Annotated in this window: 13 protein-coding genes and 1 tRNA gene; 1 reads left to right on the top strand and 13 read right to left on the bottom strand. The window is 56.2% G+C overall.

The features are described from left to right. Positions 1–110: 110 nt before the first annotated feature. From trxB to ASU33_RS13715, 7 genes are all read right to left on the bottom strand, one after another. Positions 111–1,064 carry a thioredoxin-disulfide reductase gene (gene trxB / locus ASU33_RS13745; RefSeq protein ID WP_059071389.1) on the bottom strand — a complete coding sequence of 318 codons (954 nt, stop codon included), beginning with the start codon at positions 1,062–1,064 and terminating at the stop codon, positions 111–113. A 19-nt stretch (positions 1,065–1,083) separates the two neighbouring features. After that, entirely contained in the window at positions 1,084–1,635 is a 552-nt protein-coding gene (locus ASU33_RS13740) for a DUF6985 domain-containing protein (RefSeq protein ID WP_059071388.1), read from the bottom strand. 78 nt (positions 1,636–1,713) lie between these two features. After that, positions 1,714–2,577, bottom strand: a complete 864-nt coding sequence (locus ASU33_RS13735; protein WP_059071387.1) for a sigma-70 family RNA polymerase sigma factor — start codon at positions 2,575–2,577, stop codon at positions 1,714–1,716. 139 nt (positions 2,578–2,716) lie between these two features. Then, positions 2,717–4,969, bottom strand: coding sequence for a polyribonucleotide nucleotidyltransferase (gene pnp, locus ASU33_RS13730; RefSeq protein ID WP_059071386.1), 2,253 nt, complete (start codon positions 4,967–4,969; stop codon positions 2,717–2,719). A gap of 175 nt (positions 4,970–5,144) precedes the next feature. Then, entirely contained in the window at positions 5,145–5,420 is a 276-nt protein-coding gene (rpsO, locus tag ASU33_RS13725; RefSeq protein ID WP_059071385.1) for a 30S ribosomal protein S15, read from the bottom strand. 165 nt (positions 5,421–5,585) lie between these two features. Continuing rightward, a complete protein-coding gene (locus ASU33_RS13720) occupies positions 5,586–7,025 on the bottom strand; it encodes an LptF/LptG family permease (protein WP_059071384.1) in 1,440 nt (479 codons plus the stop codon). A gap of 155 nt (positions 7,026–7,180) precedes the next feature. Continuing rightward, a complete protein-coding gene (locus tag ASU33_RS13715) occupies positions 7,181–7,594 on the bottom strand; it encodes an START-like domain-containing protein (protein ID WP_059071383.1) in 414 nt (137 codons plus the stop codon). A gap of 141 nt (positions 7,595–7,735) precedes the next feature. On the opposite strand from ASU33_RS13715, the gene ASU33_RS13710 reads away from it, so the two are divergent. After that, positions 7,736–7,809 (top strand) — tRNA-Met (locus ASU33_RS13710). 296 nt (positions 7,810–8,105) lie between these two features. On the opposite strand, the gene rplT is transcribed toward ASU33_RS13710, so the two are convergent. The 6 genes from rplT to ASU33_RS13680 form a co-directional block, all read right to left on the bottom strand. Continuing rightward, positions 8,106–8,453: a 50S ribosomal protein L20 gene (gene rplT, locus ASU33_RS13705; protein ID WP_059071382.1), complete on the bottom strand. Its 348-nt coding sequence runs from the start codon at positions 8,451–8,453 to the stop codon at positions 8,106–8,108. A 106-nt stretch (positions 8,454–8,559) separates the two neighbouring features. Next, positions 8,560–8,754 (bottom strand): 50S ribosomal protein L35, encoded by a 195-nt coding sequence (gene rpmI, locus ASU33_RS13700; protein WP_059071381.1) that lies wholly within the window; start codon positions 8,752–8,754, stop codon positions 8,560–8,562. A 92-nt stretch (positions 8,755–8,846) separates the two neighbouring features. Beyond that, positions 8,847–9,476 (bottom strand): translation initiation factor IF-3, encoded by a 630-nt coding sequence (gene infC / locus ASU33_RS13695; protein WP_059071380.1) that lies wholly within the window; start codon positions 9,474–9,476, stop codon positions 8,847–8,849. Between the two features lie 182 nt (positions 9,477–9,658). Beyond that, the gene (thrS, locus tag ASU33_RS13690) at positions 9,659–11,620 is read right to left on the bottom strand and encodes a threonine--tRNA ligase (protein WP_059071379.1); all 1,962 of its coding nucleotides are present in this window, start codon (positions 11,618–11,620) and stop codon (positions 9,659–9,661) included. A 93-nt stretch (positions 11,621–11,713) separates the two neighbouring features. Then, positions 11,714–12,787: a tetratricopeptide repeat protein gene (locus tag ASU33_RS13685; RefSeq protein WP_059071378.1), complete on the bottom strand. Its 1,074-nt coding sequence runs from the start codon at positions 12,785–12,787 to the stop codon at positions 11,714–11,716. Between the two features lie 156 nt (positions 12,788–12,943). After that, positions 12,944–13,774, bottom strand: a complete 831-nt coding sequence (locus ASU33_RS13680; protein WP_059071377.1) for a L,D-transpeptidase family protein — start codon at positions 13,772–13,774, stop codon at positions 12,944–12,946. Between the last annotated feature and the right edge of the window lie 10 nt (positions 13,775–13,784).

Raw genomic sequence — 13,784 nt, 5'->3', positions numbered from 1 at the left:
CCACGCATGGCGGCGCAGCCCTAAGGGTTTGCAAAGGTACACAAGCCTCAACAAAAGGGCCGCCTCGCCACACAGGCAAGGCGGCCCGAACAAACGGCCGAAGTACAATTTTAGTGTACACCTAGGGCTGCCAGGTACCGCTCGGCATCGAGGGCGGCCATGCAGCCGGTACCGGCTGCCGTCACGGCTTGGCGGTACACAAAGTCCTGCACGTCGCCGCAGGCAAACACCCCGTCGACGTTGGTTTTGCTCGTGCCAGGTATGGTTTTCAGGTACCCCTGCTCGTCGTGGTGCAGGTACTCGCGGAAAATAGACGAGTTCGGCTCGTGGCCGATGGCCACGAAGAAACCATCAATCGGGAGCACGCGGGTTTCGTGGGTCAGCACGTTTTTCACGCGCACACCTTCCACGGCGTGTTGGCCCAAAATCTCGTCGGTAGCTGTATTGAAGAGTACCTCAATTTTGGGGTTATCAAGCACGCGCTTCTGCATAATCTTGGAAGCACGCATCTCCCCTTTTCGCACCAGCATATACACCTTGTTGCACAAGTTGGCCAGGTAGGTGGCTTCTTCGGCAGCGGTGTCGCCAGCGCCTACGATGGCTACGTCTTTGCCGCGATAGAAGAACCCGTCGCACACGGCGCAGGCCGATACGCCTGAGCCGTTGAGGCGCGCTTCCGACTCCAGCCCGAGCCATTTGGCCGAGGCACCGGTGGCAATAATCACCGCATCGGCGGTGAGGGTGTGCTTCTCATCGATGGTGACGCGGTGTGGGTGGCCCGAAAAGTCAACAGCCGTGGCAATGCCATACCGAATGTCGGTGCCAAAGCGTTCGGCCTGGCGTTTCAGGTCTTCCATCATCTGCGGGCCCATAATCCCTTCAGGGTAGCCCGGGAAGTTCTCCACGTCGTTGGTGATGGTCAGCTGACCACCGGGCTGCAGACCTTGGTACATCACGGGGCTCAGGTTGGCGCGGGCGGCGTAAATGGCAGCCGTGTAGCCTGCCGGGCCCGAACCTATGATCAACAGCTTAACGTGTTCAGCTTGGGTATTCTCCTCGCTCATTCGAGTGGTGTCAATTATATCAGGAGGCAAAAGTAGTGTTATATGCCGACAGAAGCTTGTCGCGCTCGTCGGGCAAGCCGTAAGCATCCGCTTCCGTCAGGTGCCCATCGTACTGGCTCACGCGCGTTAGCATGCGGCCGCGCCGAAAGACGAGTTGTAAACCATGTTCAACTTCCCAGTCGCACTCACACTCAACAGTTAAATACACGTCTTTGTCCCCATAGGGTCGCCACGATATTACCACGCGTGTTGGGTGCACCTGCTGCCAGATGTCGGTGGGGTCATCAATACCTAGGGGCTCACCAACGGCCTCGCAAAACTCATGAGCGTTGTGAAAAACCAGCTCAGAAGCAGCTAGCCGGTCGGAGGTGTGCTTGGTCCAGAACTCGCGCAGGCACGCATCAGCCTGGTCTATAAATTCGGTGTCAGCAGCGCTGATGTCGGTGATAATAACCGGCAAAAGCAGCCCATCGAAAAAGGGTATGGCCACGGGCGGGCTGTGCCACCAGTCGTCAAACTCTTGATCTTGCGTTAGCTCGCCGAGAAGCTGAGAGTATATGCGTTCAGGCATGGAAAGTGTTGTCTACACTATAAACAAAAACCCCGACCATCGAGCCGGGGTTTTCGCAGTATTTAGTATACCTAGCAATTAACCTAGGTAAGGCTTCAGTGCTTTTGAACGCGAGGTGTGGCGCAGGCGACGAATGGCCTTTTCTTTGATTTGGCGCACCCGCTCGCGGGTAAGGTTGAACTTCTCACCAATCTCTTCCAGAGTCAGCGAGTGTTCACCGTTCAAGCCAAAGTAAAGCGTGATAACGTCTGCCTCACGCTTGGTCAGCGTCGAGAGAGCGCGCTGCACTTCTTTGCGCAACGAGTCAGTCATCAGGCCGCTGTCGGGCGTTTCTTCGTCTTCGTTCTCGAGCACGTCGAGCAGGCGGTTTTCTTCGCCTTGCACGAACGGTGCGTCTACGGATACGTGGCGGCCCGAAATCTTGAGCGTATCAACTACCTCGGAGGTAGTCAGTTCCAGTACTTCGGCAATTTCTTCGGGCGAGGGCTCACGCTCGAACTTCTGCTCCAGTTCCGAAAACGACTTGCTGATTTTGTTGAGCGAGCCTACGCGGTTGAGGGGCAAACGAACAATACGCGACTGTTCGGCCAATGCCTGCAGGATGGATTGGCGAATCCACCATACGGCGTACGAGATGAATTTGAAACCGCGGGTTTCGTCGAAGCGCTTCGCAGCTTTGATTAGGCCCAGGTTGCCTTCGTTGATCAGGTCGCCCAACGACAGGCCCTGGTTCTGGTATTGCTTGGCCACCGATACCACGAAACGGAGGTTGGCCTTGGTGAGCTTTTCCAGCGCCTGCTGGTCGCCTTCCTTAATGCGCTGTGCCAGCGTTACCTCCTCGTCGGGAGTGAGCAGATCTACCTTGCCAATCTCCTGGAGGTACTTGTCCAGCGACTGGCTTTCGCGGTTGGTAATCTGCTTGCTGATTTTTAACTGTCTCATTGGGGACGGGCGCGGAAGTGGGTAAAAAGGTGCAGGTTGGTTACTTAAGGGTTAACCGACGGAACCGCGGTCAGATGGGGCTAACGCTCCCATCTGACCGAAAGTTCGTCTGCGTGGAATACTGACGCAGTTTGTGGTATTAACGGTTGCCTTGAGGACGTTCCGACCGCTCACCACGCTCCGGACGCGGCCCCCGGTCGGGGCGTGGTCCACGATCGGGACGCTCCGTGCGCTCCGGCCGTTCGCTGGGCTCAACATAGCCTTCCGGCTTGGGCAGCAGGCTCTTCATCGACAACCGGAACTTGCCCGTCTTCTTGTCAACCTCGACCAACTGTACTTTCACTTCCTGGCCAACCTGCAGCACGCCGTCGAGCGAAGGCAGGCGGTCGTAGCTTACTTCCGAAATATGGAGCAGACCGTCTTTGCCGGGCATGAACTCCACGAACGCACCGTAAGCCTGAATCGAACGCACCGTGCCATCGTACGTCTCGCCAACCTCGGGCGTAGCGGCAATACCGCGAATGCGGCTTACTGCAGCGGCCATGTCATTGGCGTTCGAGGTGTAGATGTACACGTGGCCTTTCTCGTCCTTCTCCTCGATGGTGATGGTAGCGTTGGTATCCTTCTGGATCTGCTGCACCACTTTACCACCCGGACCAATGATGGCACCGATGTACTCCTTGTCAACCAAAATTTTGGTCGAGCGGGGGGTATGCGGCTTCATATCTTCAGCCGGAGCGCTGATGGTTTTGGCCATTTCACCTAGGATGTGCAGGCGGCCTTCGCGGGCCTGGTGCAGCGCCTTAGTGAGAATTTCGTTCGACAAGCCTTGGATTTTAATGTCCATCTGGCAAGCCACGATGCCCTTCTCCGTACCGGTTACTTTGAAGTCCATGTCGCCGAGGTGGTCTTCGTCACCTAGGATGTCCGACAGCACAGCATACTCGCCGGTGTCTTTGTCCTGCACGAGGCCCATGGCAATACCCGATACGGCTGCCTTCAGCTTAATGCCGGCATCCATCAGGGCCATCGACGAGGCGCAAACCGTGGCCATCGACGACGAGCCGTTCGACTCCAGGATATCCGATACTACGCGGATCGTATAGGGGTTCTCCTCTTCCGAAGGCAACACCTTCTTGATGGAGCGCATGGCTAGGTTGCCGTGACCTACCTCGCGGCGGCCGGGGCCCCGGTTGGGTTTCACTTCGCCGGTCGAGAAGGCCGGGAAGTTGTAGTGCAACATGAACTTGTTGTAGCCCGACACCATGGCCGAGTCCACAATCTGCTCGTCGAGCTTGGTACCTAGGGCAACCGAAGTCAGCGACTGGGTTTCGCCGCGCGTGAACAGGGCCGAGCCGTGCGCACCGGGCAGGTAATTTACTTCGCTCCAAATCGGGCGAATCTCCGTCAGCTGACGACCATCAAGGCGAGTGCGCTCTTTGATCATCATGTCGCGGATGGCCTTCTTCTCGGCCGAGCCGTAGTAGCGAGAGAACATCTTCTGGTCGAGCTCCGGGTTTTCGGCGAGCAGCTCCTCCAGCAGAGGCTTCTTAATAGCAGAAAACGACTCTTTACGGCCCGACTTGCTGGTGTTGCCCGATTTGGCAACATCGTAAGCCTTGGCGTACACAGCATCGTACACGCGCTGCTTCAGCTCTTCGTTTTCGTCGTACTTGGGGTACTCGCGTTTAATCTGAGCTTTCTCGATTTCCGAAGCCAGCTCCAGCTGAACACGGATTTGTTCTTTGATGGCTTCGTGGGCGAAGGTGATGGCCTCAACCATTTCTTCCTCGCTTACTTCATCCATTTCGCCTTCCACCATGGCTACCGAGTCGATGGTGGCACCCACGATCAGGTCGATGTCGGCACGCTCGATGTCAGCGGTCAGCGGGTTGATTTGCAGCTTGCCGTCGATGCGAGCTACGCGAACTTCCGAGATGGGGCCAGCAAACGGGATGTCCGATACCGACAGCGCAGCCGAAGCAGCCAGAGCGGCCAGAGCATCGGGCTGCACGTCTTTGTCGGCCGAGATGAGCGAAATCATCACCTGCACCTCGTAATGGTAGTCCTTTGGGAACATCGGGCGCAGGATACGATCGACGAGGCGCGATACCAGCACTTCGTAATCCGACAGGCGACCTTCGCGGCGCTGGAACGAACCGGGGATCTTACCGGCACCGCCGAATTTCTCCTGGTAATCCACCGACAGCGGGAGGAAATCCACGCCCTCGCGCTGGCTGGGCTGCGAAACCACCGTGGCGAGCAGCATAGCATCGCCGAGGCGAACTACTACAGCACCATCGGCAAATTTGGCCAGCTTGCCAGTTTCGATGGAAATCTGCCGGCCATCCGGCAGCGAAATGTGTTTGGTAACCGCGTTGTAAGGAGGCATTCCTTCAGGGTAGCTATTGATGATTGACAGCTTGGGGCAGCGAAACCACACCCGCAGTGGGGTATGGAAATTCCGGCTCTATTGTAAAAGAACGCGCCCGGCCAACAAGGTGTGCCGGGCAGCGCAAAAAAAGTAGGGAACCCGGCCGGCGGGCTCCCTACTTTCTTGAAGCGGGTTACTTACGGATACCCAACTCCTTGATGATGGCACGGTAGCGATTGATGTCGCGGTGCTGCAGGTAGTTGAGCAGACGACGGCGCTTACCTACCAGCTTGAGCAGGCCCAGACGGGTCGAGAAGTCTTTTTTGTTGACTTTGAGGTGCTCCGTCAGGTGAGTAATGCGAGTGGTGAACAGCGCGATTTGCGATTCGGCGGAACCGGTGTCGTTTTTCGACTTGGCAACGCCGTGCTGTTCGAAGATAGCCTGCTTGGCTTCGGTAGTGAGTTTCATCTGCAGATAGGGAGAAAGCCCCGTCTTGGATTAAGATGTGTGAAAAAAGAGAAAACGCGGGCTACATAGCCTAGCGTAGCCGCAAAGGTAAATAAAAAACCGAAGCGGCCCAATTCGGAGGCGCAAACCTGCCGAACCGGACCGCTGGAACTGCATTAGCGGAAGTTAGCCTGCTACCGGCTCCGAACGTTTGCCGAACCACCGTGGCAAGCGGCGCGAGATACGGTACCAGAAATCGACTTCAAACAAACTCGAGTCGCGACGGGCTTGATACAGGAAAAACAACCCGGCAGGTAGCAGTACGCAGTTGGCCATCCACATGCCCAGGCCTACCGGCATTACGGCCTCGCGTCCGTATTTCTCGCCAATGATGGAAACGACGTAGAAAATAATGAAGAAGAGAATCGAGACGAGCACCGGCACTCCCAAGCCGCCCTTCTTGATGATGGCACCTAGGGGCGCTCCGATCAGGAACATTACCAGAATGGCCACCGATTGGGTGTACTTGCGGAATACTTCGATTCGGTAGTTGCCAGCCTCTCGAGCGGTACCGCCTAGCCGTTCGGAGTAGCTGCTCACAAACGAGCGCATGTTGCGGGCTCGGTTAGCCGCATTTTGCACCATGTTAGTAGTAAGCGGTGGAATTGGCTTGTTGGTTAGCTGCAGACTAGCCAACCGATTATCCTGCGACTGCCCAGTGGTATCGAAGCGTTGATACAGAAAATAGGGGTTCACTTGCCCCGCTACCTGCTGACGCTCACGGCGCAGCTGCCGGTGCAACGAATCAACAAAGCCCTGCAGCTGCGGGATGGTGAGCATAATCTTATTCTCTTTAAACAAATCTTCCTTCGTGCGGTCGAGGCTAAAGGAAGCCAGAGAAAAGATGATGTCGGTACGATCGAATCGCTGCTGTACAAAGCCGGCACCGGTACGGTCGCGGGCAGTTGGCTGCTCTATGTATTTGCGGCCATGGAAGAGTTCTAGCCCTAGGTATTGCCCGTTGTAACGAGTAGCCATTCGCCCCGAGTCGGCCAGCATCATGGCTACGTTGCCAGTATTGCCGCTGTGGTCATAGATCATGACCCCGTAGAGCTTCTCGCCATTCTCGCCGCCTTTGCGGTTTACTTTAATTGTAAAGCCGGGTATACCATTGTAAAAAACGCCCTCCCGGATGTCCAAAGCGAGCTTTTGCTGGCGCACGTCCCAAAGCAAGCTATAGGCCTTGAGATTGGCCTTGGGCACGATGGTGTTATTGAACCAGAACGCAAAGCCAGCGAGCAATGCGCTAAACAGCATTACCGGGCGCAGTATGCGCACCAACGACACACCCGAGGTCTTGATTGCTGTGAGTTCGTGATGCTCGCCTAGGTTACCGTAAGTCATCAGCGACGACAGCAGTACGGCCAAGGGCAGCGATATGGGCACAATAAGCACGCTGAAGTACATCAGCAACTGCAGAATGACCCCCGTGCCTAGATCTTTCCCGACCAAGTCGTCGAGGTACTTCATCATGGTTTGCGTGAGGAAGACAAACTCCACCACGGCAAACGTGAGCAAGAATGGGCCAATAAATGCCCGTAATATCAGCTTATCAAGTTTTTTCATGCCAGAGTAGGCCGTTTAGCACCCAACGCCAAAGCGGCCGCAAAGGTATGCCACACCGGCTCCGCAACCTTCGGGCCAGCAAAAAAGGAGGGGTTACCACCCTTTTTGAGGGTGGCTCCTCTCCTTTCAGCTAACAATCGAAATGTAATTTTAGCTCATCCTCCTACCAGTTCGCGCAAGTTCTGCACCAGGTTGTCCCACATTTCTTGAAGCTCGACGTCATCCGTTTCTTCAGAATAGTCGACAATGCGCAAGTATATCTCCTGCGTCAGCTCCGACGATTCAATCGTGAAATCGAGGTAATTCGCATCGGGCATGTGGCCACGTTCCGGAGTCAGGAACACGTACCGCACCGAGCGGTTGGTACGCTGCGACGTCATTTCAGCCAAGTGATGCTGGTTGTCCCACACAAAATCAAACGTGTGTTGATTAAGCATGATCACATCCTGGCAAAACCATTGCCGCAAGCCCGAAGCAGATGCCAGATAGGGATAAAGGATTTTGGGGGATGCATTAATGGGGTACTCCTGTACGAAGCGATGTTTAGAGCGGATGGCGGAGAGAGGCATAGGCAATTGCAGAAAGCAACAAAAATTATCGCCGCTGGCTTTCAGCCACATTGACGGCTGGCGGCAAGATACACGTAGTTTTTTTCCATCAAAGGTTGCACCGCGTTAAATCTTCGCTTTACCTTTGCGCCACTAAAGCACGGCGGGGTAGCTCAGTTGGTTAGAGCACAGGATTCATAACCCTGAGGCCACGAGTTCAAATCTCGTCCCCGCTACTGAGAAACCGCCCTTCGGAAACGGAGGGCGGTTTTGTCGTTTATAACCCTGACGATGTTGCGCGGCAACGGGCTGCACAGGGGTAGTGGCAGCAGGTGCTTGTAGGAAATGGTTGTGTGGCCCGCGCTAGCAATACACCCTGAAAATAGCCGTTAAGCAAGCCTGGGATGCATGTAGACACCTAGGTTGGGACGCAGCAGTTGATCAGGTTGACTTCGGTACAGAAAAGCCCTAGAAACAACAATGCCCAACCGTATGGCTGGGCATTGTTGTTTCTAGGCACGGAAAGCTAAGCTTAAGCCTTTACTTTCTCAATGATAGACTTGAAGGCCTCCGGGTGGTTCAGGGCAAGATCAGCCAGAACTTTACGGTTCAGGTCGATGCCGGCCTTTTTCAGGCCGCCCATAAACTGCGAGTACGACAAACCGTACTGACGGGCACCGGCGTTGATACGCTGGATCCACAGGGCACGGAATTCGCGCTTTTTAACCTTACGGTCGCGGTATGCATACAGCAGACCTTTTTCAACGGCGTTTTTAGCTACCGTCCATACATTCTTACGACGGCCGAAGTAACCTTTGGCCAGGCGCATTACCTTTTTGCGACGGTGGCGCGAGGCCACGTTATTGACGCTTCTTGGCATAACCTACTTGTTTTTGGCGGCCGGTGCCTGCTACTGTTTGAGCGGCTTGCGTGAAGAACCGGACGCCGGGTTGAAAAATAATTTCAGCGGGAGACTAAGCCACCGCTTAGAGAACCAGCATGTCCTTTACGCGCGGCATGTCGGCCGTGCTAACCAGGGTAGCGTGGGTCAGGTTGCGCTTGCGCTTGGTGCTCTTCTTGGTAAGAATGTGCGACTTGTACGCGTGCTTGCGCTTTACTTTGCCCGTACCAGTCAGCGAAAAACGCTTCTTGGCGCCGGACTTGGTCTTCATCTTCGGCATTTTGAAAAAGTTAAGAAGTAAAACAACAACGGCGGCCGGCTGCCTAGGGCCGGCTCGCCTGAAAGTCATAGCGGCTCACGCCGCGGAGTAGCTTACTCGGCAGCCTCGTTGGTAGCAGGCGCCTTGGCCTCTTTACCGTCTTCCTTAGCACCCGCTGGCTTGCTGGCAGGCTTAGGAGCTGCCACCTTTGGAGCGAGGTACAAGAACATGCGCTTACCTTCTAGCTTCGGCAGTTGCTCTACTTTGGCAAGGTCCTCGAGGGCTTGAGCAAACTTGAGCAACAGAATTTCGCCGCGTTCTTTGAAGACGATAGAACGACCGACGAAGTGCACATAGGCCTTAATCTTGGCACCTTCGCGCAAAAACTCTTGCGCGTGCTTCAGTTTAAAGGCGAAGTCGTGGTCGTCGGTGTTGGGGCCGAAACGAATCTCTTTCACCACCACCTTCGTCTGCTTAGCCTTCATCTCGCGCGTGCGCTTCTTCTGCTCGTACTTGAATTTCGAGTAGTCGATAACGCGGCACACAGGCGGAACAGCCGTGGGAGAAATCTCCACGAGGTCCAGACCTTGTTGCTCGGCGATTCGGCGGGCTTGGTCGGTGGAATAAATGCCCTGCTCCACGTTTTCGCCTACGAGGCGTACTTCGCGGGCCGTAATCTTGTTATTGATTTTGAACGGCTCCTCCACTTGGCGCGGAGGGAGGCGGCGGTTGGGGGTTCTGATAAGACTATCTGTTTAGGTGAAACGAGGGTAGCAAACAGCCGGAAAGTGCCTGACTTGCAGGCGAGCCAACTATTTGAGCGGGCGAATATCCAGCAATTTTCCCGAACGACAAAATTCAGCCCGTCGGAAACGCTGTTTCCGACGGGCTGTGCAGGTTTTGCGTTCTGCTGAGAGTAAAACGGCTAGTGGGCTACAACGGTTCCGCGGCCATTCATCAATTCCTCCACCTGCTCTTGGAAATTGCGGATGAAAGCCTCGATCGGCATGGAGCCTAGGTCGCCTTCTCCATGACGGCGCACCGACACGATGCCGTTTTCGGCTTCTTTCTCGCCAACTACCAGCAGGTACGGTACCTTCTGCATTTCGGCATCGCGGATTTTGCGGCCAATACGCTCGTCGCGCTCATCAACGGTGCCGCGCAGGTCGGCCTGTTGGAGCTGCTCCTGCACACGGCGGGCATAATCGTGGTACTTATCCGAAATCGGCAGCACAACGAACTGCTCCGGGGCAAGCCACAGCGGGAAGTTGCCAGCGCAGTGCTCGATTAAAACCGCCACAAAACGCTCCAACGAACCAAACGGCGCGCGGTGAATCATCACCGGACGCTGACGGGAGTTGTCGGGGGCAACGTACTCCAGTTCGAAGCGCTCGGGTAGGTTGTAGTCGACCTGAATAGTGCCCAGTTGCCACTTCCGACCTAGGGCATCGCGTACCATGAAGTCCAGCTTCGGGCCGTAGAAGGCGGCCTCGCCAAGCTCGGTTACCGTACGCAAGCCACGCTCCTGCGCAGCCTCTTGGATGGCCGATTCGGCAGCGGCCCAGTTCTCGTCGGTGCCGATGTACTTCTGCTTGTTCTCGGGGTCGCGCAGTGAAATCTGAGCGGTGTAGTCCTCGAAACCAAGCGCACGGAACACGTAGAGAACGAGGTCGATAACCTTGATAAACTCTTCTTTTACTTGATCTTGTCGGCAGAAGATGTGGGCGTCATCCTGCGTAAAGCCACGCACGCGCGTCAGGCCATGCAGCTCGCCCGATTGCTCGTAACGGTAAACCGTACCAAACTCGGCTAAGCGCAAGGGCAAGTCGCGGTACGAGCGCGGCTTGGTCTTGTAGATTTCGCAATGGTGCGGGCAGTTCATCGGCTTTAGGAAGAACTCCTCACCCGGGTTCGGGGTCTTGATCGGCTGGAACGAATCGGCGCCGTACTTCTCGTAGTGGCCCGAGGTAACGTATAACTCTTTAGCCCCGATGTGCGGCGTTACTACCGGCAGATAACCAGCCTTTACCTGAGCACGGCGCATGAATTGCTCCAGACGCTCGCGCAAGGCAGTGCCTTTGGGCAGCCACAGGGGCAAGCCCGCTCCTACCCGCTCCGAGAAGGCAAACAGATCGAGCTCCTTGCCCAACTTGCGGTGGTCGCGTTTGCGCGCTTCCTCAAGCTTATGCAGGTACTCCTTCAGCTCCTTGTCCTTAGGGAAGGTGATGGCGTAGATGCGAGTGAGCTGCTTGTTTTTCTCATCGCCGCGCCAATAGGCACCAGCAACGTTTAGCACTTTAGCAGCTTTAATGTTGCCCGTATCGGGAATGTGCGGTCCGCGGCAGAGGTCGGTGAAGTTGCCTTGTTGGTAGAAGGTAATGCTGCCATCCTCCAAGCCTTCGAGCAAATCGAGTTTGTAGGGGTCGCCTTTCTCCTTGAAATAAGCAATAGCGTCGGCTTTGCTTACCTCACGGCGCTCGTAGCGGCTCTTGTTTTTGGCCAGCTCAAGCATTTTCTGCTCGATCTTCAGGTAGTCATCGGGCGAGATGCTGCGGCCTTCGCCTAGGTCCACATCGTAGTAGAAACCATTCTCAATGGGCGGGCCAATGCCAAATTTCACCCCTGGGTACAGGGCTTCTAGCGCTTCGGCCAATAAGTGAGCCGAAGAGTGCCAGAATGTATTCTTCCCCGCTTCGTCGTTCCACGTGAGAATCTCAACCGTGGCAGAGTCGTTGATGGGGCGGTGCAGGTCACGGACTTCTCCGTTGACACGCACGGCCAAGGAGTTGCGGGCCAAGCCTTCGCTGATGCTGGCGGCTACGTCGTAGCCGCTCACACCGGCTTCGAACTGGCGCACGGAACCGTCGGGGAGCGTGATGTTGATCATAAACGTGCAATAACAGCAGTAGCCCGCAAGTTAGCAGCTTCGTAAGCAGAAACCACGTTTATGCCCAAAATGAGCTCGTAATGCTCCTAGGTGCTAGCGTGGGGTAAGCAGCGCAGGAGCCCGCGAAGGCAGGCTATCGAAAGTGGATGGCGCTACAGTTGGGGCCCGGCGCGGGATGGGCGGGGCGCCATAAACCACCTTGAGCGAATCCAGAATTGGTTGAGGTAAGCGCTGACCAACCTTCCATACCTTAAACGTGTAATGTTTATCGCCTGGAAACTGCTTAACCAGCTGACGATAAGCCACCCAGGCTTGCTGGGTTTGACCTGTCCACTCGTAACTCTCGGCTAGCATCTCCCCTAAGTTGGGCAGGTATTGGCTGCGACGCCGCGCCCGGCGCAACAGCGGAATAGCCTTGGCATGCTGCTTGGCCTTGAAGTAGTAGAGACCTAGGCGGTAATCGGCACGATATAGCGTGGTATCGAGCTGAATGGCGCGTGCATATTGTCGCACAGCGCTGTCCGACTGACCGGCAAGATCGAACACGCGGCCCCTATCGTACCATAAAGCTGCATACTTGTTATCTGCCTGCAAGCCGCGTTCGATATAAGCAGCAGCTATAGCAGGCTGGCGGTTGGCATTCAGCAAGTACGCCAGCTGATGCAGGATTTCGGGCTGCTTAGGTGCACGAGCAACGCTGGCACGCAAGTAGTCAAGAGCTTGTATCGTATCACGCAGCGCAGAGTAAACCAAGCCCTTGTAGAACAAGGCAGATGCATTATCGGGCTGTTCGCGCAGCACCCGATCCAAGTAATCCAGTGAATTATCGTATCGCCGGGCAGCGAGGTTAGCTTCGGCTAGCAACAAGTGCAGCTCGGGTGGGTTGTAGCCGCGCTTCTGGGCTTCGGCCGCAGCCGCAATGGCCGACTGCAATTGCCCCTTGGCCCGCAAGGCACGGGCTTTGGTGAGGTAAAATTCGCCCGGAGCATCATCCAGCTCAATTGCATAATCGATGTCCTGAACGGCGGCATCGGTTTTTCCGGCTGCTAGGTGAAAGCTGGCGCGCCGGGCATACAGCACGGGGTTACGTGGCTGCTTAGCAATTGCGCCGTTCAGCTCGGCAGCCTGAACATCGGGCCCACTGCGAACAGTACGCAGATTCACCATGCTCTCGGTTTGCGCATGCGGTGGAGTATCGCCACAGCTAATCAGCAGCGAACAGGTGACCCCAGATAACAATGACCGAGAAAAGCGCAGCACCAATGCTTAGATGAGAGAAAGCCAAAGGTACGGCATACTCCGCTTACGCCCTAAGCAACGTGCCTATTGGGCGGCGGCAACCAGTTGCCCATTGGCACTGCCGGCTAAAGCTGCAGCTATGGCGGCATCGCGGCCATACACGTCGGGGAGCACCCTGATTTGGCTTCCCTCTACCTCGCAGGTTTGGTAACGGATAAGGATGGCCATGGAGGTGCGCAAAGAAAACACCTTAGGCGTGCTGCTCTCCACGCTGTTCTGCATACGGCTAATACGCTCGGCTGCATCGTTGCCTCCATCGCGCTGCAGCAGAAACGCTGCTAGGTCGGCGGGGCGTTGCAAGCGGATGCAGCCGTGGCTGAGCAGGCGCTGCGGTTGGGCAAAGGCTTTGCGCGCGGGCGTGTCGTGCAAGAACACGTCGTGGGCGTTGGCAAATCGGAACACAATACCGCCTAGGGCGTTTTCCTCGCCGGCAGCTTGGCGAATCTGATAAGGGAAACGGTCGGCCGACACGGTGCTCCACTTTACCTTACGGGCATCCACGGGTTTACCGGCCAAGTCGTACAAGCGCAGGTTGTTTTCGGATAGGTAACCGGGGTTGCGGCGCAGGCGGGGGAGCATTTCGCCGGTAGCAATGCTGGCGGGCACGCGCCATTCCGGCGCTGTTTGAAAATAGTGCACGCGGCTAGCCAGCTCGGGGGTAGGCGTTTCGGGCTTGCCCACCACAATGCGGTGCGTGCTTACGACCGAAGAACCACGGACTACTTGCAGCGTTTGGTTGGCAATGTTGGCCACGAGGTAGGCCGAGTCTGCCGCGGGTTCCCAGCGCAGCCGCTCTAGGTTGACGGCTACTTTACCGGCCAAGGCTGCGGCTTGGGTGCTGTCGGTCTGCAACAAGCGCTTCCAG

Source organism: Solirubrum puertoriconensis, assembly GCF_001483135.1.
GTDB lineage: Bacteria > Bacteroidota > Bacteroidia > Cytophagales > Hymenobacteraceae > Solirubrum > Solirubrum puertoriconensis.
Note: the sequence above shows the minus strand (reverse complement) of the source record. Positions and strands in the feature narration are given on the sequence as shown.

What these genes read in the sequence shown, in the direction of transcription:
- trxB (WP_059071389.1), bottom strand. Translation starts at nt 1,064, where the DNA reads ATGAGCGAGGAGAATACCCAAGCTGAACACGTTAAGCTGTTGATCATA.
- ASU33_RS13740 (WP_059071388.1), bottom strand. Translation starts at nt 1,635, where the DNA reads ATGCCTGAACGCATATACTCTCAGCTTCTCGGCGAGCTAACGCAAGAT.
- ASU33_RS13735 (WP_059071387.1), bottom strand. Translation starts at nt 2,577, where the DNA reads ATGAGACAGTTAAAAATCAGCAAGCAGATTACCAACCGCGAAAGCCAG.
- pnp (WP_059071386.1), bottom strand. Translation starts at nt 4,969, where the DNA reads ATGCCTCCTTACAACGCGGTTACCAAACACATTTCGCTGCCGGATGGC.
- rpsO (WP_059071385.1), bottom strand. Translation starts at nt 5,420, where the DNA reads ATGAAACTCACTACCGAAGCCAAGCAGGCTATCTTCGAACAGCACGGC.
- ASU33_RS13720 (WP_059071384.1), bottom strand. Translation starts at nt 7,025, where the DNA reads ATGAAAAAACTTGATAAGCTGATATTACGGGCATTTATTGGCCCATTC.
- ASU33_RS13715 (WP_059071383.1), bottom strand. Translation starts at nt 7,594, where the DNA reads ATGCCTCTCTCCGCCATCCGCTCTAAACATCGCTTCGTACAGGAGTAC.
- rplT (WP_059071382.1), bottom strand. Translation starts at nt 8,453, where the DNA reads ATGCCAAGAAGCGTCAATAACGTGGCCTCGCGCCACCGTCGCAAAAAG.
- rpmI (WP_059071381.1), bottom strand. Translation starts at nt 8,754, where the DNA reads ATGCCGAAGATGAAGACCAAGTCCGGCGCCAAGAAGCGTTTTTCGCTG.
- thrS (WP_059071379.1), bottom strand. Translation starts at nt 11,620, where the DNA reads ATGATCAACATCACGCTCCCCGACGGTTCCGTGCGCCAGTTCGAAGCC.
- ASU33_RS13685 (WP_059071378.1), bottom strand. Translation starts at nt 12,787, where the DNA reads ATGGTGAATCTGCGTACTGTTCGCAGTGGGCCCGATGTTCAGGCTGCC.